The 19,201-nt window shown below is 62.7% G+C and carries 16 protein-coding genes; 13 read left to right on the top strand and 3 right to left on the bottom strand.

The genetic code is table 11. The annotated features are described in order from the left end of the window. The first annotated feature begins 3 nt into the window (after positions 1-3). The 12 genes from HU743_RS07640 to madM all read left to right on the top strand — a co-directional run bounded on the left by HU743_RS07640 (position 4) and on the right by madM (position 14,719). A complete protein-coding gene (locus tag HU743_RS07640) occupies positions 4-5,925 on the top strand; it encodes an Hpt domain-containing protein (RefSeq protein ID WP_186647944.1) in 5,922 nt (1,973 codons plus the stop codon). After that, the gene (locus HU743_RS07635) at positions 5,918-6,388 is read left to right on the top strand and encodes a chemotaxis protein CheW (RefSeq protein WP_186647943.1); all 471 of its coding nucleotides are present in this window, start codon (positions 5,918-5,920) and stop codon (positions 6,386-6,388) included. The genes HU743_RS07640 and HU743_RS07635 overlap by 8 nt, the downstream gene beginning before the upstream one ends. Before the next feature lie 531 nt (positions 6,389-6,919). After that, positions 6,920-7,285: a DUF6124 family protein gene (locus tag HU743_RS07630; protein ID WP_186647942.1), complete on the top strand. Its 366-nt coding sequence runs from the start codon at positions 6,920-6,922 to the stop codon at positions 7,283-7,285. Positions 7,286-7,484: 199 nt separating this feature from the next. Further along, a complete protein-coding gene (gene mdcA / locus HU743_RS07625) occupies positions 7,485-9,155 on the top strand; it encodes a malonate decarboxylase subunit alpha (RefSeq protein ID WP_186647941.1) in 1,671 nt (556 codons plus the stop codon). Beyond that, positions 9,155-10,015 (top strand): triphosphoribosyl-dephospho-CoA synthase, encoded by an 861-nt coding sequence (locus HU743_RS07620; protein WP_186647940.1) that lies wholly within the window; start codon positions 9,155-9,157, stop codon positions 10,013-10,015. The genes mdcA and HU743_RS07620 overlap by 1 nt, the downstream gene beginning before the upstream one ends. Further along, positions 10,015-10,314, top strand: coding sequence for a malonate decarboxylase subunit delta (locus tag HU743_RS07615; RefSeq protein ID WP_186647939.1), 300 nt, complete (start codon positions 10,015-10,017; stop codon positions 10,312-10,314). Before HU743_RS07620 ends, HU743_RS07615 begins: the two co-directional genes overlap by 1 nt. After that, positions 10,307-11,158 (top strand): biotin-independent malonate decarboxylase subunit beta, encoded by an 852-nt coding sequence (locus HU743_RS07610; protein WP_186647938.1) that lies wholly within the window; start codon positions 10,307-10,309, stop codon positions 11,156-11,158. The genes HU743_RS07615 and HU743_RS07610 overlap by 8 nt, the downstream gene beginning before the upstream one ends. Further along, a complete protein-coding gene (gene mdcE, locus HU743_RS07605; RefSeq protein WP_186647936.1) occupies positions 11,155-11,940 on the top strand; it encodes a biotin-independent malonate decarboxylase subunit gamma in 786 nt (261 codons plus the stop codon). The genes HU743_RS07610 and mdcE overlap by 4 nt, the downstream gene beginning before the upstream one ends. After that, entirely contained in the window at positions 11,934-12,554 is a 621-nt protein-coding gene (locus HU743_RS07600; RefSeq protein WP_186647934.1) for a malonate decarboxylase holo-ACP synthase, read from the top strand. The genes mdcE and HU743_RS07600 overlap by 7 nt, the downstream gene beginning before the upstream one ends. Next, positions 12,551-13,471 (top strand): malonate decarboxylase subunit epsilon, encoded by a 921-nt coding sequence (gene mdcH / locus HU743_RS07595; RefSeq protein ID WP_186647932.1) that lies wholly within the window; start codon positions 12,551-12,553, stop codon positions 13,469-13,471. The genes HU743_RS07600 and mdcH overlap by 4 nt, the downstream gene beginning before the upstream one ends. A gap of 65 nt (positions 13,472-13,536) precedes the next feature. Then, positions 13,537-13,953 (top strand): malonate transporter subunit MadL, encoded by a 417-nt coding sequence (madL, locus tag HU743_RS07590; RefSeq protein WP_186647930.1) that lies wholly within the window; start codon positions 13,537-13,539, stop codon positions 13,951-13,953. A gap of 1 nt (position 13,954) precedes the next feature. Further along, the gene (gene madM / locus HU743_RS07585) at positions 13,955-14,719 is read left to right on the top strand and encodes a malonate transporter subunit MadM (protein WP_186647928.1); all 765 of its coding nucleotides are present in this window, start codon (positions 13,955-13,957) and stop codon (positions 14,717-14,719) included. Between the two features lie 144 nt (positions 14,720-14,863). Here the strand turns inward: madM and HU743_RS07580 are convergent, their stop codons facing one another. After that, entirely contained in the window at positions 14,864-15,778 is a 915-nt protein-coding gene (locus HU743_RS07580) for a LysR substrate-binding domain-containing protein (protein WP_186623791.1), read from the bottom strand. Between the two features lie 141 nt (positions 15,779-15,919). Here HU743_RS07580 and HU743_RS07575 point away from each other — a divergent pair, with 141 nt between their 5' ends. Continuing rightward, the gene (locus HU743_RS07575; protein WP_186631676.1) at positions 15,920-16,537 is read left to right on the top strand and encodes a hemolysin III family protein; all 618 of its coding nucleotides are present in this window, start codon (positions 15,920-15,922) and stop codon (positions 16,535-16,537) included. 125 nt (positions 16,538-16,662) lie between these two features. Here the strand turns inward: HU743_RS07575 and HU743_RS07570 are convergent, their stop codons facing one another. Together HU743_RS07570 and HU743_RS07565 are read right to left on the bottom strand one after the other, a co-directional pair. Then, positions 16,663-17,382 carry a 16S rRNA (uracil(1498)-N(3))-methyltransferase gene (locus HU743_RS07570; RefSeq protein WP_186647927.1) on the bottom strand — a complete coding sequence of 240 codons (720 nt, stop codon included), beginning with the start codon at positions 17,380-17,382 and terminating at the stop codon, positions 16,663-16,665. Positions 17,383-17,575: 193 nt separating this feature from the next. Next, entirely contained in the window at positions 17,576-18,982 is a 1,407-nt protein-coding gene (locus tag HU743_RS07565) for an adenosylmethionine--8-amino-7-oxononanoate transaminase (RefSeq protein WP_186647925.1), read from the bottom strand. Positions 18,983-19,201: the final 219 nt, after the last annotated feature.

Genomic DNA, 19,201 nt, shown 5'->3' with positions numbered 1-19,201 from the left:
GTTATGGGGGATCGGCACGACTATGTGGCCCTGGAATGGGTCAAGGGCGAAATTGCCGAAACGCTGAGGCTGGCGCATCAGGCGATCGAAGCCGTGCTTGATGATCCGCAGGCCTTTCCCGGGCTGGACGAGTGCCTGGCGTACGTCCATCAGGTACATGGCAGTCTGCAGATGGTCGAATTCTACGGCGCCGCGTTGCTTGCCGAAGAAATGGAGCAACTGGTCGAGGCCTTGCAGCAAGAACGCGTACTGCACCGCGACGAAGCCCTGCACCTGTTGCTGCAAGCCATGGGGCAACTGCCGACGTATCTCGACCGCGTGCAAAATGCCCGCCGCGACCTGCCGCTGGTGGTGTTACCGCTGATCAATGACCTGCGCAGCGCTCGCGGCGAAAGCCTGCTCTCGGAAACCAGTCTGTTCAGCCCGCAGTTGCCCGAACCGGCACCGCTGGGCGCAGAGGCGCTGGCCCTGCTCGAACCGCCAGAGCTGGCCAATGTGCTGCGCAAACTGCGGCAGATGCTGCAGATGGCTCTGGCCGGGCTGATGCGCGAGCAGGACGATCAGACTCACCTCGATTACCTGAGCAAAGTCTTCACTCGCCTTGAGACGCTGAGCGGCGATTCGCCCTTGAGTCCGCTGTGGCACGTCGCCTCGGCGCTGGTCGAGGGCATGCGCGAAGGCGCCATCGGCAACAGCCCGGCGCTGCGCAGTCTGTTCAAGGACGCCGACAAAGAACTCAAGCGCCTGCTCGAACAAGGCATGGCCGGACTCAACCAGCCGCCCCCGCCAGAACTGCTCAAAAGCCTGCTGTTCTATATTGCCAAAGCCGAACATCCCACCGGGCAGATGCTGACCATGAAAGATCGCTACTCCCTGGACGACGCGTTGCCCGACAGCGCGATGGTCGATGAAGAACGCGCGCGCCTCGCCGGCCCCGATCGCGATGCCATGCGCTCGGTGCTGGCTGCGCTTTGCGAAGAGCTGGTGCGGGTCAAGGAGCGCCTCGACCTGTTCGTGCGCAGCGACCGCCAGCACGCCTCGGATCTTGACAGTCTGCTCGCACCGCTGCGGCAGATCGCCGACACCCTCGCGGTGCTGGGTTTCGGCCAGCCGCGCAAAGTCATCATCGACCAACTGGCGGTAGTGCTCAGCCTCGCTCAGGGCCAGCGCGAACCGAACGACGCGATCCTCATGGACGTTGCCGGGGCTTTGCTCTACGTCGAAGCGACGCTGGCCGGCATGGTCGGCACAGTGGAAACGCAAAGCGCCGACGACGCGCGCCTGCCGACCACCGACCTGACACAGATCCACCAGATCGTGATCAAGGAAGCGCGCATTTGCCTGCAACAGGCCAAGGACATGATCGTCGACTACATCGACGCCGATTGGGACCGCCAGCATCTGCAACCACTGCCCGACCTGCTGACCCAGGTGCGCGGGGCGCTGGCGATGATTCCGCTGACGCGTGCGGCGAGTCTGGTCGAAGCCTGCAATGGTTTTATCCGCGAGCATTTGATGCTCGATGCCCACGAGCCGGGTTGGGAACAACTCGATCACTTGGCCGATGTGATCAGCAGCCTCGAGTATTACCTCGAACGCCTGAGCGATGACCCACAGGCACCCGCCGAGCATCTGCTCGATGTCGCCCGGAACGGCCTTGCCAGTCTCGGCTTCTTCCCAAGCGAGCAGCCCGGCGAGGCGCAGGTGCCGGTGCTCGACGAGGTGCTTAGCCCCAGCGAAGCGCGGGTCATGCAGGATCTGCAAACGCTCGATGATCCCGAAGTCGTGCAGTCGCTGGCCGAAGTGCTGGCCAGTCCGCTGTCGGCGCTCAATCCGCCGGCACGCACGACCCCCGGCAGCCTGATGCCGCCGCCGGCCGACGAAGAGCCGGTCGATGATGAGCTGCGCGAGGTGTTCCTCGAAGAGACCGACGAGGTCCTCGAAGTTCTCCACGAATACCTGCCGCGCTGGACCGCCCACCCGCAGGACCGCGCCGCGCTGACTGAACTGCGCCGCGCCTTCCACACCTTGAAGGGCAGCGGGCGTATGGTCCGCGCGTTGGTCCTCGGCGAACTGGCCTGGGCCGTGGAAAACCTGCTCAACCGGGTGCTGGAGCAAAGCGTCGAACCCGGCGCAGTGCTGCGCGAGTTGCTCGACGACACAGTGTTACTGCTGCCCGAGCTGATCAGCGAATTCGCCACTCATCGACAGCGTCAGCGCAGCGACGTCGACCAGCTCGCCGCACGCGCCCATGCGCTGGCCAAGGGCGATGAGCCGCTGGCCGCCGAAGACACCGATGACGTCGCCGCGCTTGATCCGTTGTTGCTGGAGATCTTCCGCAACGAAGCCGAAACCCACCTCGCCAGCCTCAACCGTTTCCTCGATCAGGCTGCCGAGCACGTGCCGTTGCAGGCCAGCGATGAGCTGCAACGCGCGCTGCACACGCTCAAGGGCAGCGCCTCGATGGCCGGTGTGTTGCCGATGGCTGAACTCGCCGCGTCGCTGGATCAACTGGCCCGGGAATTCAAGGCGCACCAGTTGCCGCTAGACCTTGATGAAGTGGAGTTGCTGCTTGAAGCCGAAGGCCTGTTTCGCGTCGGCCTGCGTCAGCTCAAGCACGATCCGCTGGCGCCGATTGTCGGCGCGCAATCGCTGATCAAGCGCACCGATGCGCTGCTTGCCGAGCGTCTGCAAGCGAACCTCGAGGCTCCCGACACCGGCTTGCGCGTCAAGCGCGATCCGCAACTGATCAACAACTTCCTCGCCGAGGGCATGGACATCCTGCTCGACGCCGAAAGCCTGTTGCAGCGCTGGCAGCAACACCCCGGCGAGCGCCAGGAACTCAGCGCCTTGCTCGATGAACTGACCACCCTGGGCGAGGGCGCGCACCTCGCCGATCTGTCACCGGTCGACGGGTTGTGCGAAGCCTTGCTCGACCTCTATGGCGCGGTGGAAGAAAGCAGCCTGGCGGTCAGCGAGCGGTTTTTTCACGAGGCGCAACTGGCCCACGAAGCGCTGATCAACATGCTCGACGAACTCGCCGCCGGCCAGGAAATCACCGCGCAACCGGCGCGGATCCATGCCTTGCAGGATCTGCTCGATGAAGGTCTCGATCCCTCGGCCATGGGCCTGATTCGCAGCGATGGCAGTCGCACGCTGAGCATTCACGAACTGGGCAGTGCCACCGCGCAATTGCAGCAGTCCTCAGACGCTGCGGACGCAGACGACGAGATCGTCGAGATCTTTATCGAAGAGGCCGTCGATATTCTCGACAGCGCCAGTCAGGCGTTGGGGCGCTGGCTCAGCGACACGGATAACACTGCGCCGCTGTCCTCGTTGCAGCGCGATTTTCACACCCTCAAGGGCGGCGCGCGGATGGCCGAGGTCGAGGCCATCGGCGACCTGGCTCAAGAGTTGGAAAGTCTTTACGAAGGCCTGGCGGACCGACGCTATAGCCACAGCGAAGCCCTTGGCCGCTTGTTGCAGCAGAGCCATGCGCGTCTGGCGCTGCTGGTTGAGCAGTTGCAAAACCACCAGCCGCCGAACCCGGCGCAGGACCTGATTGAAGCCATTCGTGAGCTGCGCCAGGGCCAGACCGTCGGCGCTACAGCGTCCGCGCCAGCCGATCACGACAGCGCCGGGCACGATCCGGAGTTGCTGGAGATTTTCCTCGAAGAAGGCTTCGACATCATCGAAAGCTCCGGCGCCGCGCTGCTGCGCTGGCAGGCCGAGCCAGGCAATCGTCAGGAAGTGGAAACCCTGCTGCGCGATCTGCATACGCTCAAGGGCGGCGCGCGGATGGTCGAGATCGGCCCGATCGGCGACCTTGCCCATGAGCTGGAATTTCTTTACGAAAGCCTCTCCACCGGTGCGTTGCAGCCCTCGGCAGAATTATTTGCACTGGTGCAGCGTGGGCATGACCGACTGGCGCAAATGCTCGATGGCGTGCGTGCCGGCCAGCCTTGTCCGCCAGCCGATCGGCTGATTAGCGCGATCCAGAATTTCAGCCATCCAGCGCAGGTCAAAGCGCCGCCGGCACCGACGCCTGCCTTGACCTCTGCGCCCAAGCCCGAGGCTGCGCCGCCGACCGCCGATGCCGGCGCGGACATGGTCAAGGTGTCCTCCGAGCTGCTCGATGAGCTGGTCAATCTGGCCGGGGAAACCTCGATCTTTCGCGGGCGAATCGAACAGCAAGTCAACGATGCGCAGATTGCCCTCAACGAGATGGAAACCACCATCGAGCGTATGCGCGATCAGTTACGCCGCCTCGACACCGAAACCCAGGGGCGGATTCTCAGCCGTCAGCAAGTCGACGGCGAACGCCTCGGTTACGAAGAGTTCGACCCGCTGGAAATGGACCGTCATTCGCAGTTGCAGCAACTGTCGCGGGCGTTGTTCGAATCTGCTTCGGATTTGCTCGACCTCAAGGAAACCCTCGATCGGCGCAACCACGACGCCGAGAACCTGTTGCAGCAACAGGGGCGGATCAACACAGAACTGCAGGAAGGCCTGATGCGCACGCGCATGGTGCCGTTCGAACGCATGGTGCCGCGCCTTAAACGCATCGTCCGTCAGGTCGCCGAAGAACTGGGCAAGGATGTCGCGTTTGTTGTCGGCAATGCCGATGGCGAGATGGACCGTAACGTCCTTGAACGCATGGCCGCGCCGCTGGAGCACATGCTGCGCAACGCCGTCGATCACGGCCTCGAATCCGCTGAAGTGCGGCTGGCGGCGGGCAAACCGGCGCAAGGGCAAATTACCCTCGACCTGTCCCGCGAGGGCGGCGACATCGTGTTCGACATCCGCGACGACGGCGCCGGGGTGCCGCTGGAAGCCGTGCGGCGCAAGGCGATCAAGCGCGGCTTGCTGGCGCCCGACGCCGACATCAGTGACCGCGATGTGCTGCAATTCATCCTCCAGCCGGGCTTCTCCACGGCGGAAAAGATCACCCAGATTTCCGGGCGCGGCGTCGGCATGGACGTGGTCCATGAAGAGGTACGCCAGCTCGGCGGCAGCATGAGCATCGATTCGGTGCCGGGGCAGGGCGTGCATTTCCGCATTCGCCTGCCGTTCACTGTGTCGGTCAACCGCGCGTTGATGGTGCAGTGCGGCGAGGACCAATATGCGATTCCGCTGAACACCATCGAAGGCATCGTGCGCGTGTTGCCGAATGATCTGGAAGGGCATTTCCGTCACGATCCGCCGCGCTACCAATACGGCGGCCAGCGCTATGAGCTGTGCTACCTGGGCGAGCTGTTGAAAACCGCGCCACGGCCAAAGCTGCTCGGGCTGAATCAGCCATTGCCGGTGCTGCTGGTGCACTACAACGACCGGCACATTGCGGTGCTGGTGGACGCCATGGCCGGCACTCGCGAAATCGTGGTCAAGAGCCTCGGCCCGCAGTTCGCGGCGGTGCAGGGCGTGACCGGGGCGACGATACTCGGCGACGGTCGGGTGGTGCTGATCCTCGACCTGCTCGCGCCGATCCGTGCGATGCAGGCGCGGCTGGCGCAGGAACCGGCGCGCGGGGAGATTGACAGCGAACCGCACAAGCCGCTGCTGATCATGGTCGTCGATGACTCGGTGACGGTGCGCAAGGTCACCAGCCGCTTGCTCGAACGCCACGGCATGAACGTGCTGACCGCCAAGGACGGCGTCGATGCGATGCTGCTGCTCGAAGAGCACATGCCGGACCTGATGCTCCTCGACATCGAAATGCCGCGCATGGACGGTTTCGAAGTCGCCACTCAGGTGCGCAACGACGAACGCTTGCAACACCTGCCGATCATCATGATCACCTCGCGCACCGGGCAGAAACACCGCGACCGCGCCATGGCCATCGGCGTCAACGATTACCTTGGCAAGCCGTATCAGGAATCGGTGCTGCTGGAGAGCATCGCCCAGTGGAGCAAGAAACATGCATGAGCACCGGCATAACCCGCGCACCAGCCAACTCACCGGGCTGCTGCTGCCGCTGGCCGATCGCAACCTGATCCTGCCCAACGTCGCCATCGCCGAGCTGATCGATTACCAGACCAGCGCTTTCTACCTGGACACGCCGCCGTGGTACCTGGGCCGGGTAACCTGGCGCGAGCGGCAGATACCGCTGATGAGTTTCGAGTCGGCCTGCGGGCAGAAAATCGTCATCGGCGAGCGGGCGCGGATCGTGATTCTGAATGCGTTGGGCGGGTTGCCGCAGCTGAAATTCATCGCGCTGCTGGTCCAGGGGATTCCGCGTTCGTACAAGCTGGATAGCCAATTGAGCTACGTTGATGTGCCGTTGTGCTCGCTGGAACAGGCAGCGGTGCAGGTGGGTGAACAGGTGGCGAAGGTGCCCGATCTGTTGGGGCTGGAGCAGTTGTTGGTGGAGGCTGGCCTAGCGGGCTGATCCGAATTTTCTGGTGTACCGACTGGCCTCATCGCTGGCAAGCCAGCTCCCACAGGGTTTTGTGTGGTACACAAAATTCCAATACAACTCGGACACTGTGGGAGCTGGCTTGCCAGCGATGGGGCCAACTGCATCACCACATTCCTACAGGCGCATCCCAGATTTCTGCCATGTCTTAAACACTGCCTGCTGCAGCTGTTTAAAGACACCCAGTGTTACGCCCCGCCAGCCTACAAATCCTTGCGCCCCTGCCTACGCATGCACCAGAATCCGCCGGCTTGTGCGCCCAAGGCATGCTGCGTAACTTGGATCGGGTCACTGATTCCCAGTGATCGGGTTTAGTAGCCCGCGGTAATTCAGATGGCCGTGCATTCATCACAGGTGTTCCGCATCTGAGCTTGATGGTGGTTGTACGCAGGGCGCTTCGGCGCGCCGGCTTAAGCTGAGTTCCCCGGTCTACTAACCTGCGTACAGCTGCCTCCCTTTCGTTTAGTAGCCAAGGGGTTGGCGCTCAACAACGGGAACACAGCTATGTTCAAAGTAACGCCAAATCCGCCGGCCACAGACCCGGCATCTCCTTACCAGTCCCCCGACTCGAAGAAATTCCACGAAGCCGCCGAGCGCGCCCTCGACCATTACCTCGGCCCGCCCAGCGCTGACTTCATGGCCCCGCCTTACGCCCCAAACACGCTGTACATGGCTAATCCCGACGCCGACACCGAATCGCTGCTGGCCGATGCCTGTGAAACCCTTGGTTCAGCGACGGTGATGCTGCATAACCACGCCGCCTCGCTTGAAGGTTCCCAGCGCAAGACGTTGCAGGGCATCGCACAGATAGTCATGGTGGCGGAGATGGCGGTGAATCGGGTGCTGGACAAGTTGGTGCCCACTGACTGAGAGGTGGTGAGCCCACCGACGCCATCGCGAGCAGGCTCACTCCTACAGGGGAGCGCATTCCAAAATGTGGGAGCGAGCCTGCTCGCGAAAGCGATCGTGACCATTACGCTCAGCGTAATGATTCACCACCCAGCTTGATTGATGCCCTCATCACACACGCCTAACTTGGCTCCACGACAGCGAACCCCGTGGAGTGAGCATGACAACAACATTTTCCCCCGACTCGCGCTGGACGCGGCGGCGTGATGAGAAGCAGCGCCGCCTGGACAAGGTGCGCGGGCTGGCCGATGGCGTGGTGTTGCCCAGTGACAAAATCGTCGCCGCGCTCGAAGCGTTGATCCATCCCGGCGACCGCGTAGTGCTGGAGGGCAACAACCAGAAGCAGGCGGATTTTCTCTCGCGCTCGCTGGCCAAGGCCGACCCGACCAAGCTTCACAATCTGCACATGATCATGCCCAGCGTCGGCCGCTCCGAGCATCTTGATCTGTTTGAACGCGGCATCGCCCGCAAGCTCGATTTCTCCTTCGCCGGCACCCAGAGCCTGCGCATCAGCCAGTTGCTGGAAGACGGATTGCTGGAAGTCGGCGCGATCCACACCTACATCGAACTCTATGCCCGCCTCGTCGTGGATCTGATCCCCAACGTCGTGCTGTCGGCCGGGTTCATGGCCGACCGCGCCGGCAATATCTACACCGGCCCGAGCACCGAAGACACCCCGGCGCTGATCGAGCCGGCCGCGTTCAGCGATGGCATCGTCATCGTCCAGGTCAACCAATTGGTCGACGACGTCAGCGAATTGCCCCGCGTGGACATTCCCGCTTCATGGGTCGATTTCGTCGTCGTGGCCGACAAGCCGTTCTACATCGAACCGCTGTTCACCCGCGACCCACGGCACATCAAGCCTGTGCACGTGTTGATGGCGATGATGGCGATTCGTGGCATCTACGAAAAACACAACGTGCAGTCGCTCAACCACGGCATCGGTTTCAACACCGCCGCCATCGAACTGATCCTGCCAACCTACGGCGAATCCCTTGGCCTGAAGGGCAAGATCTGCCGCAACTGGACCCTCAACCCGCACCCGACGCTGATCCCGGCAATTGAGAGCGGCTGGGTCGAGAGTGTGCATTGCTTCGGCACCGAACTGGGCATGGAAAATTACATTGCTGCCCGCCCGGATGTGTTCTTCACCGGGCGCGACGGCTCGCTGCGTTCCAACCGCATGGTCTGCCAGCTCGCCGGGCAGTACGCAGTGGACTTGTTCATTGGCGCGACGCTGCAGGTCGACGGCGACGGCCATTCCTCGACCGTAACCCGTGGCCGCCTCGCCGGTTTCGGTGGCGCGCCGAACATGGGCCACGACCCGCGCGGCCGGCGTCACGGCACCCCGGCGTGGCTGGACATGCGCCACGGCGATGCGCCGCAACCGATGCTCGAACGCGGCAAGAAACTCGTCGTGCAAATGGTCGAGACTTTCCAGGAGGGCGGCAAACCGACCTTCGTCGAAACCCTCGATGCCGTGGAAGTGGCAAAGAAAAGCGGCATGCCGCTGGCGCCGATCATGATCTACGGCGACGACGTCACCCATTTGCTCACCGAAGAAGGCATCGCTTATCTGTACAAGGCGCGCTCGCTGGAGGAACGCCAAGCGATGATCGCAGCGGTCGCTGGCGTCACCGCCATCGGCCTGCGCCACAACCCGAAAGACACCGAGCGCATGCGCCGAGAAGGCCTGATCGCTTTGCCCGAAGACCTCGGCATTCGCCGCACCGACGCCACTCGCGAATTGCTCGCGGCGAAAAGTGTGGCCGATCTGGTCGAGTGGTCCGGCGGTCTCTATAACCCGCCCGCCAAATTCAGGAGCTGGTAATGCACGCACTCAACCTGCAAGCGAAGCCGCTGTCGCTGGCCGAGCGCCTGGCCGATCTGGCGGTGGACGCGCTGATCGACGAAGCGGACCTGTCGCCGAAACCGGCACTGGTGGATCGTCGCGGCAATGGCGCGCACACCGACCTGCACCTGGGCCTGATGCACGCTTCGGCGTTGGCGTTGTGGCCGGCGTTCAAGGAAATGGCTGAGGCAGCGGTCGAAATCGGCGAAGTCGGTTTGCCGCTGCGCGAAGCCATTGGCCGCATCGGTCGCGAGGGCGAGCAAGCCATGCTCGCCACCACCAACGGCGTCAACACCCATCGCGGCGCGATCTGGGCGTTGGGATTGCTGGTCACGGCAGCCGCCCTGCAACCGAAATCCGCTACGGCGTTTTGTGCAGCACGCTTGGCACTGCTCGACGACTGCTATGCACCGAAACCGTTAAGCCACGGTGCACAAGTCGCCCAGCGCTACGGCGCACGCGGTGCCCGGGAAGAAGCGCAACTGGGCTTCCCGTCCGTGCTGCAACGCGGCCTGCCGCAACTGCACAAAAGCCGCGCCAACGGCAACGGCGAACAGAACGCTCGGCTCGACGCCTTGCTCGCAATCATGACCGAGCTGGCCGACACCTGCGTGCTCTACCGCGCCGGCGAACCCGGCCTGCACGCCATGCAACGCGGCGCGCAAGCAGTGCTCGATGCCGGCGGCAGCGCCACTCTCAGCGGCCGCCGTCGCTTGCATGAACTCGATCAACAACTCATCGCATTGAATGCCTCGCCCGGTGGCGCCGCCGACTTGCTCGCCGCCACTCTGCTGCTCGACCGTATCGAGCGCGACGGCTTTGTTCAGGGAGCGTTTTGATGGAAAGCCTATCGTTTGAATTCCCCGCCGGGCAGCCGCCACGTGGGCGTGCGCTGGTCGGTTGTGTCGGCTCGGGTGATCTGGAAGTGCTGATCGAACCGGGCCTGGCCGGCAAGCTGACGATCAATGTACAGACCTCGGTCAACGGCGCACAGCAGCGCTGGCAGCACCTGTTTGCACGGATGTTCGACGGCACTACGCCGCCGGCTATGGCCATCGACATCCACGATTTCGGCGCGACGCCGGGGGTGGTGCGCTTGCGTCTGGAACAGGGTTTCGAGGAGGTCGGCCATGACTGACAGCGCAGCGCTGCTCAACAAACACAGCTTCGTCGAACTCGGCGCGCGGCAACGGGCGAAAGCCTTGCTCGACGCCGGGACCTTTCGCGAACTGCTCGATCCGTTTCAACGGGTAATGTCGCCATGGCTTGAACGCCAGGGCGTGGTGCCGCAGGCCGACGACGGCGTGGTGATCGCCAAGGGCAGTCTCGACGGTTTGGCGGTGGTGATCGCCGCGATTGAAGGCGCATTCCAGGGCGGCAGCCTTGGCGAAGTCGGTGGGGCGAAGATCGCCGGTGCGCTGGAACTGGCCGCCGAGGACAACCGCAACGGCATCCCGACCCGCGCGGTGTTACTGCTTGAAACCGGCGGCGTGCGGTTGCAGGAAGCCAATCTCGGGCTGGCGGCGATTGCCGATATTCACGCGGCGATTGTCGATTTGCAGCGGTACCAACCGGTGGTTGGCGTCGTTGCCGGCAGCGTCGGTTGCTTTGGCGGCATGTCGATTGCTGCGGCGCTGTGCAGTTATTTGCTGGTGACCCAGGAAGCACGCCTCGGCCTGAACGGCCCGCAAGTGATCGAGCAGGAAGCAGGGATCGAAGAATACGATTCCCGTGACAGGCCATTCATCTGGAGCCTGACCGGTGGCGAGCAGCGCTTCAACAGCGGTCTGGTGGATCGTTATGTCGGCGATGACGTGGCGCAGATTCGTCAGCAGGTCGGCGAACTGCTCCAGCAAGGCTTGCCGGCGCAGCCGCGCAGTCAACGCGCCGAATGGTTTCTGCAACGCCTCAGCAGTTTGAACACTGACCCGCAAATCGAACCGGCGGTGGTTCGCGATCTGTATCAAGGAGAGCGCTCATGAGCGGTTATTCATTGCGCGGTTTGCACTGGTTCAACGCCTTGTGCGCGGGCGCTAAAAGCGTTGAAGGTCTGCCGCCGTCCGTGCGGGTGGCTGACGGTGAGCTGGGGCGTTTTATTGCTGTGGTCGCAGACCCGGACAATCGTTTTCCCCGCGCCCGGAACGGTGAGGTCGGCTTGCTCGAAGGCTGGGGTCTGGCCAAGGCTGTGGATGACGCAATCAGCGCCGACCGCGACAACGCGAAGAAGCGTCCGATCATCGCCATCGTCGATGTGCCGAGCCAAGCCTATGGTCGGCGCGAAGAGGCCCTCGGCATTCATCAAGCGCTGGCCGGCGCGGCGGACAGTTATGCCCGTGCCCGGTTGGCTGGGCATGCGGTGATTGCGCTGTTGGTGGGCAAGGCCATGTCGGGTGCGTTTTTGGCTCACGGTTATCAGGCCAATCGCTTGATTGCTTTGCGCGACCCCGGCGTGATGGTGCACGCGATGGGCAAGGCCTCGGCGGCGCGGGTCACCTTGCGCAGCGTTGAAGAGCTGGAAGCGCTGGCCTCTAGCGTGCCGCCGATGGCCTACGACATCGACAGCTACGCCAGCCTCGGTTTGCTTTGGGAAACCCTTTCGGTGCAGCAGATCGAACAGCCGACGGCGGAAGATCTGGCGCGGGTGAGCGAGTGCCTGAAGCAAGCGATCAGCGATGTGACGAGCGTTGATTTGAAAGGGCGCCTTGGTGCGAGTAACCGCGCAGCTTCCAGCCGTGTCCCCGAATTGCTGAGGGCGCAGTGGTGAATCTGCCACTGGCTCACGACCTGCTCTGGGGCATGACGCCTGCGCAGTTGCCGGCGGATGCGCCGCACTGGGCCGTCGAGTCGCTCGCCGCCGGGCAACCGGTGGTGGTGCGGCGGGCGTTGAGCGCTGAAGGTTTTGTCGCCGTCGGTGTGCGTGGGATTGCGCGTGAGCAGCGACTGGCGGCGTTCATGGCGGTTGACTCGGTTATGCGGCGGGTCAGTCCTGAAGCGTTGAGTCATGTTGATTGCCAACGTGATTTGCCGGTCATGCACGCGCTGAGGCAAGTGCGCCCGCTGCTCGACGATTGCGGTTGGGTCTGGGGTGTCAGCGGCAGTGTCGGGTTTGAATTGGCCAGCGGATTTGTTGCGATGCATGAGGCGAGCGATCTTGATTTGATTTTGCGTACGCCGCAGAGGATTACCCGTCATCAGGCAAGCGAACTGGCCGATTTGTTTGATCAGGCCGTGTGCCGGGTCGACATGCAATTGCAGACGCCATTCGGCGCGGTCGCCTTGCGTGAATGGGTCAGCGGCTCGGCACGGGTGCTGCTGAAAAATGCACATCAGGCTGAGTTGGTAATTGATCCGTGGAACCCGCAGGAGCAGGCAGCGTGAGCAGTTTGCTGGTGTTTCCCGGCCAGGGCGCACAGCGAGCGGGCATGCTCCAGCGTTTGCCCGGGGAAACGCTGGCCGAGGCCAGTGATGTGCTCGGCGAGGACGTTTTGCTGCTCGATTCTGCCGAGGCGCTGCGCACAACAAGGGCGGTTCAGCTGTGCCTGCTGATCACTGGTGTTGCGGCATCGCGGCAGTTGCTTGCGGACGGACTCAGTGTTGATTACGTCGCCGGCCTGTCCATCGGCGCATACCCCGCGGCGGTGATGGCGGGGGCTTTGGGTTTCAGCGATGCGCTGCATCTGGTCAGCCTGCGCGGTGAACTGATGCAGCAAGCTTATCCACAGGGCTACGGCATGACCGCCATCATCGGCTTGCAGTTGTCCACCGTCGAAACGCTGCTGGCCCAGGTGCACAGCGAAGAAACACCGGTGTATCTGGCGAATATCAACGCCGATAACCAAGTGGTGATCGCCGGCAGCGACCCGGCCATGCAAACGGTAGCGGAGCTGGCGCGCAGCCGTGGCGCCGGACTGGCGAAACGTCTGGCCGTGAGCGTGCCATCGCACTGCCCGCTGCTGGAAAAACCGGCGCAGGCCCTCGCGGAAGCCTTCGCCAGGGTCGAACTGAAAACCCCACGGATTGCCTATCTCAGTGGTAGCCGTGCTCGCCCTGTGACCAAAGTAGAAGCGCTGCGCGACGACCTCGCCTGCAACATGTGCCGCGTGGTGGATTGGCGCGGCACCGTGCAAAGCGCCTACGAGCGCGGCGTGCGTTTACACATCGAACTGCCGCCCGGTGCGGTGCTGACCGGGCTGGCGCGCCGGGTGTTCGAGCAGGGCACCGTCACTGCCTTCGACAGTGCCCGCCTCGATACCTTGCAAGCGCTGTTGCGAGAGGAGGGTGGCCGCCAACTCTAAAACCGCCGACTCAAGCTTCGAACAACAAAAACAACATTCGACGATGCACATTGAGGACTACAACAATGATTATTTACGGTGTGGCGCTGCTCGCGATCTGTACGCTGGCAGGGGTGATCATGGGTGACATGCTCGGCGTGTTGCTGGGCGTCAAATCCAACGTCGGCGGGGTCGGCATCGCCATGATCCTGCTGATCTGCGCGCGCTTGTGGATGCACAGGCGCGGCGGCATGACCAAGGATTGCGAGATGGGCGTCGGCTTCTGGGGCGCGATGTACATTCCGGTGGTGGTGGCGATGGCCGCGCAACAGAACGTCGTCACCGCCCTGCACGGCGGCCCGGTGGCGGTGCTGGCGGCGATCGGTTCGGTAGTGGTCTGCGGTTGCACGATTGCCCTGATCAGCCGTAGCCACAAGGGCGAGCCGTTGCCCGACGAACCGGCGGAAATTTCCCCGGTCGGCACCCCGGCAGGAGGTCGCTGACATGTGGGATCTCATCGAGAAAGGTCTGGAACACAACGGTCTGATCACCGCATTCGCCTTCGTCGGCGTGATCATGTGGGTGTCGGTGATTCTTTCCAAACGCCTGACCTTCGGGCGCATCCACGGCTCGGCGATTGCCATCGTCATCGGTCTGGTGCTGGCGTGGGTCGGCGGCACGATGACCGGCGGCCAGAAAGGCCTGGCGGACCTGACGCTGTTCTCCGGCATCGGCCTGATGGGCGGGGCGATGTTGCGCGACTTCGCCATCGTCGCCACCGCCTTCGAAGTGCAGGCCACCGAAGCCAAGAAGGCCGGCATGATCGGCGTGATTGCCTTGCTGCTGGGCACAATCCTGCCGTTCATTGTCGGCGCGTGCATGGCGTGGACCTTCGGTTATCGCGATGCGGTGAGCATGACCACCATCGGCGCCGGAGCGGTGACATACATCGTCGGGCCGGTGACTGGCGCGGCGATTGGCGCGACCTCTGACGTGATGGCGCTGTCGATCGCCACCGGGCTGATCAAGGCGATTCTGGTGATGGTCGGCACGCCCGTGGCGGCGCGCTGGATGGGCCTGGACAATCCGCGCTCGGCGATGGTGTTTGGCGGGTTGGCCGGAACGGTGAGTGGCGTGACGGCGGGGCTGGCGGCGACGGATCGGCGTTTGGTGCCGTATGGGGCGTTGACGGCGACCTTTCACACTGGGCTGGGCTGCTTGCTGGGGCCGTCGCTGTTGTTCTTCATCGTCCGCGCGATTGTCGACTGATCGCTGAGTGCTCTTGTGGCGAGGGAGCTTGCTCCCGCTGGGCTGCGCAGCAGCCCCAACTTCTACCACCGAGATAGACCCGGTGGCCTGATGTTGCGGGTGCTGCGCATCCGAGCGGGAGCAAGCTCCCTCGCCACAGTGTTTTCAGGCCTGGCGATTGGCATACATCCGGCACTCCGCCAGCAACGCCAGCAGATTCGGATCGCGCTCCTTGGCCTTCAGAAACACCACACCAATGTGCTGTTGCAATCGGTATTTCTCCTGCAACGGAATCAGCTTCACCCGGTTTTCGTACACCGCCGCAATCCGCCCCGGCAGCAGTGCATAACCCACCCCGGAACTGACCATGCTCAGCAGGGTGAAAATGTCATTCACCTGCATCGCCACCTTCGGCTCGAATCCTGCCTGTTTGAACACCCGCACGCCGTCCTGATGCGTGGCAAAACCCTGGGTCAGGGTGATGAAAGTTTCATCACGCACCTCCGCCAGATCCACTTCACTGCGCTGAGCGAATTTTGAATCGGCCGGGGTGGCGAGGAAGATGTCGTCGGAGAACAGCGCAATCTGCTCGCAATCCGGATCATTGATGCTGTCGTCCAGCGACACCAGAATCGCGTCGACTTCCATGTTTTTCAGTTTGTAGAGCAGGTCGATGTTCGAGCCGAGGATCAGGTCGATGTTGAGTTCGCTGCGGCGGATTTTCAGGCCCATGATCAGCTGCGGCACGGTCTTCACCGTCAGTGAATACAGCGAGCCGAGCTTGAAGCGTTCTGCAGAGAACCCGGCGGCTTCGCGGGTCAGGCGTACGCTTTCGACCACGTCGTTGATCAGCTTTTGCGCGCGCTCTTCCAGCACGTAAGCGCTTTCCAGCGGTGTCAGGTTGCGGCCTTCGTGTTTGAACAGCGGGCAGCGCAGGGCGTTTTCCAATGAGTGAATGGCGCGGTGCACGCTGACATTGCTGGTCTGCAGTTCGGCGGCGGCGCGGGCGAGGTTGCCGGTGCGCATGAAGGCGAGGAACACCTCGAGTTTTTTCAGGGTCAATTCTTCGTCGATCAGCATGGCGCGGACTCTTTTTGGTATCGGCCGATTGTGCCTAATTCCCGCCTGCCGCGCAGGCGACGCTGAACAGAAACATTGCGCTTTTACGCTCAAGGCCCGAGCCTTGCGCGCTTGCGGTAGCGATTACGAGGTGTGTGACACATGTATCACGGGGAAAAACTTAACGCCTGGACCCATCTGGTCGGAGCCATCGCAGCGTTTATCGGCGGCGTGTGGATGCTGGTGATTGCCAGCCTCGACGGCAGTCCATGGAAGATCGTCAGCGTGGCGATTTACGCCTTCACCTTGCTGGTGCTCTACAGCGCCTCGACCGTGTACCACAGCGTGCGCGGGCGCAAGAAAGCGATCATGAAGAAGGTCGATCATTTTTCGATCTACCTGTTGATCGCCGGCAGCTACACGCCGTTTTGCCTGGTGACGTTACGCGGGCCGTGGGGCTGGACGCTGTTCGGGATTGTCTGGGGGCTGGCGCTGATCGGGATTCTGCAAGAGATCAAACCGCGTTCCGAAGCGCGGATTCTGTCGATCGTGATTTACGCGGTGATGGGCTGGATCGTGCTGGTCGCGGTTAAACCGCTGATCGCCGCATTGGGCACGGCGGGGTTTACCTGGCTGGCGTCGGGCGGCGTGCTGTATACGGTGGGGATTATCTTTTTTGCCCTGGATCATCGGTTGCGGCATGCCCATGGCATCTGGCATCTGTTCGTGATTGCCGGGAGTCTGCTGCACTTTGTGGCGATTCTGTTTTATGTCCTCTAAACACCGCCATTCCCTTGTAAGAGTGAGCCTGCTCGCGATTGCGTCAGTTCAGTCAATGAGTGGTGGCTGATGCACCGCTATCGCGAGCAGGCTCACTCCTACAGGGACGTGTTCCAATCGAGACTCTAAAAGTCACCCCAAAGCTGCTGGGCCACCGCCAGCGCAACCACCGGCGCGGTTTCGGTGCGCAGCACCCGCGGGCCGAGGCGGGCGGCGTGGAAGCCGTTGACCTTGGCCTGCTCGACTTCGGCATCCGACAAGCCCCCTTCAGGCCCGATCAGGAACGCCAGCGTCGCCGGTTTCGCATGGCTGACCAGCGGCTCGGCCACCGGATGCAGCACCAGCTTCAACTCGGCTTCGGTCTGCTTGAGCCAATCAGCCAGCAGCACAGGCGGGTGGATCACCGGCACCCGTGAACGCCCGCACTGCTCGCAGGCGCTGATTGCCACCTGACGCCAGTGCAGCAAACGCTTGTCGGCGCGTTCATCCTTTAGGCGCACTTCGCAGCGGTCGCTGAAGATCGGCGTGATTTCAGTCACGCCCAGTTCGGTGGCTTTCTGAATCGCCCAGTCCATGCGTTCGCCCCGGGACAAGCCCTGGCCGAGGTGGATCTGCAGCGGCGATTCGACCTGCCCGGCGAATTGCTCGTCGATCTGCACGACGACACGCTTCTTGCCGACTTCCACCAGCGATCCGCGAAACTCATGGCCGGAGCCGTCGAACAACTGCACGGCATCGCCCTCGGCCATGCGCAGCACCCGGCTGATGTAATGCGCCTGGGCTTCCGGCAGTTCGTGTTCGCCGGTGCTCAGCGGGGCGTCGATAAAGAAGCGGGACAGTCTCATTTCGGGTCTCTGGAAAATGGGCGCGTAGTTGCAGTATGCATCGCTTTTGTGGCGAGGGAGCTTGCTCCCGCTCGGCTGCGAAGCAGTCGTAAAACTTGTTGGCGCGGTTAACTCTGTCATACCGCGTCGCTCGGGATCGGAGTCCTTCGGCCGCCAGCGGGAGCAAGCTCCCTCGCCACAGGGTGGGCGGGATTCAGCCCGGATCACGGAAGCCGGGGTGGAAGTCTTTTGGCACCGCCACGCTGACACTGTCACGCGTCGCAATGTCGATGCCTTCACTGGCAACCTCGGCCAAAAAGTCTATCTGCTCCGGGGTGATCACATACGGCGGCAGGAAATACACCACGCTGCCCAGCGGCCGCAGCAATGCGCCACGCTCCAGCGCATGCTGGAACACCTTCAAGCCACGGCGTTCCTGCCAAGGGTAGGCCTCTTTGCTGGCTTTATCCTTGACCATCTCGATCGCCAGGACCATGCCGGTCTGGCGCACTTCCGAGACGTTCGGGTGATCAACCAGATGCGCCGTCGCCGAGGCCATGCGCTGAGCGAGCGCCTTGTTGTTCTCGATGACGTTGTCCTGCTCGAAAATATCCAGCGTCGCCAACGCCGCCGCGCAGGCCAGCGGGTTGCCGGTGTAGCTGTGCGAATGAAGGAAGGCGCGCAGGGTCGGGTAGTCGTCGTAGAACGCGCTGTAGACATCGTCAGTGGTCAGGCACGCTGCCAGCGGCAGGTAGCCGCCGGTTAGGGCTTTCGACAGGCAGAGGAAGTCCGGGCGGATGCCGGCCTGTTCGCAGGCGAACATGGTGCCGGTGCGGCCGAAGCCGACGGCGATTTCGTCGTGGATCAGGTGCACGCCGTAGCGGTCACAGGCCTCGCGCAGCAGCTTGAGGTACACCGGGTGATACATGCGCATGCCGCCCGCGCCCTGAATCAACGGCTCGACGATCACCGCCGCGACGCTGTCATGATGCTCGGCCAGCGTTTGGTCCATGGCGGCGAACATGTTGCGCGAATGCTCTTCCCAGCTCATGCCTTGCGGGCGGTGGTAGCAATCCGGACTCGGAACCTTGATGGTGTCCATCAGCAGCGCTTTGTAGGTCTCGGTAAACAGCGGCACATCGCCGACCGCCATCGCCGCCATGGTTTCGCCGTGGTAGCTGTTGGTCAGGGTGACAAAGCGCTTCTTGTTGGGTTGGCCGCGATTGAGCCAGTAGTGAAAGCTCATCTTCAGCGCGACTTCGATGCAGGACGAGCCGTTATCGGCGTAGAACACCCGGTTCAGGCCTTCCGGCGTCATATTGACCAGACGCTCGGACAGCTCAATCACCGGTTGATGGCTGAACCCGGCGAGAATCACATGCTCGAGTTGATCGACCTGATCCTTGATGCGCTGGTTGATGCGCGGATTGGCGTGGCCGAACACATTGACCCACCACGAGCTGACCGCGTCGAGGTAACGCTTGCCTTCGAAGTCTTCGAGCCAGACGCCTTCGCCGCGCTTGATCGGGATCAGCGGCAGCTGTTCGTGGTCTTTCATCTGGGTGCAGGGATGCCACAGCACCGCAAGATCGCGTTGCATCCACTGGTTATTCAGGCCCATTTACAGTCTCCTCGAGGCGGCTCGCGTCAGGCGCGGGCGAACAATCGGGCAAGCCTATGCAATGCGTCGCGCGGGGACAACCCATTGTGTCGATTGAGCTACTTTGTCTGAGCCGATAGACGTCGCTGGCGGCGTTTTGATGGCTAACGTATTCTTCGCGGTTCTTTGGGTCGTCTGACCCGCACAACTGATTTTTCCTACGTGTTTTTTCCGGAGTTC

The organism is Pseudomonas sp. SWRI99 (assembly GCF_014270125.1).
GTDB classification, from domain to species: domain Bacteria; phylum Pseudomonadota; class Gammaproteobacteria; order Pseudomonadales; family Pseudomonadaceae; genus Aquipseudomonas; species Aquipseudomonas hamedanensis.
The sequence above is the reverse complement of the archived record's forward strand: the minus strand, read 5'-3'. Positions and strand labels throughout refer to the sequence as shown.